Origin of the sequence: Pseudomonas meliae (assembly GCF_001400515.1) — a bacterium.
Classification (GTDB): domain Bacteria; phylum Pseudomonadota; class Gammaproteobacteria; order Pseudomonadales; family Pseudomonadaceae; genus Aquipseudomonas; species Aquipseudomonas amygdali.
This window is the reverse complement of sequence record NZ_LJQT01000182.1, coordinates 6,433-8,307: the sequence shown is the minus strand read 5'-3', so window position 1 is coordinate 8,307 and position 1,875 is coordinate 6,433. Positions and strand designations below refer to the sequence as shown.

3 protein-coding genes and 1 pseudogene are annotated in these 1,875 nt (G+C 61.5%); all 4 read right to left on the bottom strand.

Annotated features, from left to right (window positions below; translation table 11 throughout):
• Positions 1-69 precede the first annotated feature (69 nt).
• The 4 genes and pseudogenes from ALO64_RS08280 to ureA all read right to left on the bottom strand — a co-directional run bounded on the left by ALO64_RS08280 (position 70) and on the right by ureA (position 1,775).
• Positions 70-378 (bottom strand): urease subunit beta, encoded by a 309-nt coding sequence (locus tag ALO64_RS08280; RefSeq protein WP_002555403.1) that lies wholly within the window; start codon positions 376-378, stop codon positions 70-72.
• Positions 375-909 (bottom strand): annotated as a pseudogene (locus ALO64_RS08275) (N-acetyltransferase family protein). The gene ALO64_RS08280 and the pseudogene ALO64_RS08275 overlap by 4 nt, the downstream one beginning before the upstream one ends.
• 10 nt (positions 910-919) lie before the next feature.
• Positions 920-1,462 carry a GNAT family N-acetyltransferase gene (locus ALO64_RS08270; RefSeq protein ID WP_003368884.1) on the bottom strand — a complete coding sequence of 181 codons (543 nt, stop codon included), beginning with the start codon at positions 1,460-1,462 and terminating at the stop codon, positions 920-922.
• 10 nt (positions 1,463-1,472) lie between these two features.
• Complete coding sequence (gene ureA, locus ALO64_RS08265) at positions 1,473-1,775, bottom strand: urease subunit gamma (protein ID WP_003317023.1); 303 nt, start codon at positions 1,773-1,775, stop codon at positions 1,473-1,475.
• Positions 1,776-1,875 lie beyond the last annotated feature (100 nt).

The window sequence follows — 1,875 nt, the reverse complement described above, 5'->3', positions numbered from 1 at the left end:
GGCCAGAATCAAAAGCAGACTTGTATGTAACGATGAACGCGGAGCGTAGGAACGGTATTCAAAAAGGCTTCAATCCAGATCGCCCATTACCCGTCCGGCAAAGCCGTAGACCTTGCGCAATCCGGCCAGGTCCACCAGCTCGACTTCACGGGACTGGCCCGGCTCGAAGCGCACGGCGGTGCCGGCCGGGATATTCAGGCGCATGCCGCGGCTGGCGGCGCGGTCGAAGGTCAGTGCGTCGTTGGTTTCGAAAAAGTGGAAATGCGAGCCCACCTGAATCGGCCGGTCGCCGCTGTTGGCGACGGTCAGGCTGAGGGTGCGGCGTCCGGCGTTGAGTTCGATGTCGCCGGGCTGGATCTGGTATTGACCAGGGATCATGTCAGTTGCCCCAAGGTTTTGAAATAAATGGCGGTGGGATGCAGGCGCCCGTCCGGTGTGGCGCAATAACCCGGCAGCTCACCGACACGGTGGTAGGCCAGCGCGCTGTAGAAGGCTTCAGCCGCCGAGCCTGCTTCGGTGTCCAGGTGCAACAGCCCACGTTTGTGTTTCACGGCCGCCTGTTCAACGGCCTCCATCAATTGCCTGCCCAGGCCACGCCCGCGCGCCGCAGGCAGCACCATCAGTTTCTGNNACTTCGGCGCGGTTCAGGCCGTTGGGCTTCTGGCACAGCGACAGTTGCGCACTGGCCAAGACGTTCTCGTTCTCGACCACCACCCACAGCAGCAGAGAGCCAGCGGCGACATCGGCTCTGAGCCCGTCGCACCAGCCGTAGGCCTGCGCCATGTCGAGGTCGGCCATGAAACCGACCGACGCGCCATCATGAACCGTATCGAACAACAATTGCGCCAGACCCTGGCGGTAATGCGCGAAGCTTTCGGCGGTGACGCGGCGCAGCTGTGCTGGATTCATGGCGTGCTCTCTAAAGGGCGGAGGGGGCTTGCGAAGCCGGTGGCTGAGCACCGGGCGACAGGTCGAGCTGCATGAAGGTCAGGTCCAGCCAGCGGCCGAATTTGGTGCCGACCTGAGGCATTTGTCCGGTGGTCTTGAAACCCAGGCGATCATGCAGGGCGATGGACGCAGCGTTACCACTTTCGATCGCCGCGACCATCATGTGCTTGTCACAGGCACGGGCGCGCTCGATCAAGGCGGCCATCAGACGCGGGCCCAAGCGTTTGCCACGCTGGTCAGCGCGCACGTAAACCGAATGCTCGACCGTATGGCGAAAGCCTTCGAACGGCCGCCAGTCGCCAAACGACGAATAGCCGAGCACTTCGCCTGCGGTGTCGGTGGCCACCAGAATCGGATAACCCTGACTCTGGCGAGCGGCGTACCATGCCTGGCGGTTGGCCAGATCAACCGGCTGCTCGTTCCAGATAGCCGTGGTATTGAGCACTGCGTCGTTGTAGATCTCCAGAATGCCCGGCAGATCGTCCGGCAGGGCATCGCGAATCACGTCCTGCATGATCACTCCTTCAGGCAATCGGCTGATGCACGGTGACGAGTTTGGTGCCGTCCGGAAAGGTGGCTTCCACCTGAATCTCCGGGATCATTTCCGCGATACCTTCCATGACCTGATCGCGGCTCAGCAGGGTCGTGCCGTAGTGCATGAGCTCAGCGACGGTCTGTCCGTCACGCGCACCTTCGAGCAGTGCCGCAGAGATGTAGGCCATGGCTTCCGGGTAATTGAGCTTCACACCGCGTGCCAGACGCCGTTCGGCGACCAGTCCGGCGGTGAAGATCAGCAGCTTGTCTTTTTCGCGTGGTGTCAGGTCCATGGGGTTTCCGTTTGTTCAAATTCGGTGGTTGATCGTTCCCAGGCTTGAGCCCTCATCGTTATGTATAAGTCTGTTTTGGGTTCTGGCCGAAGGCCGTGGG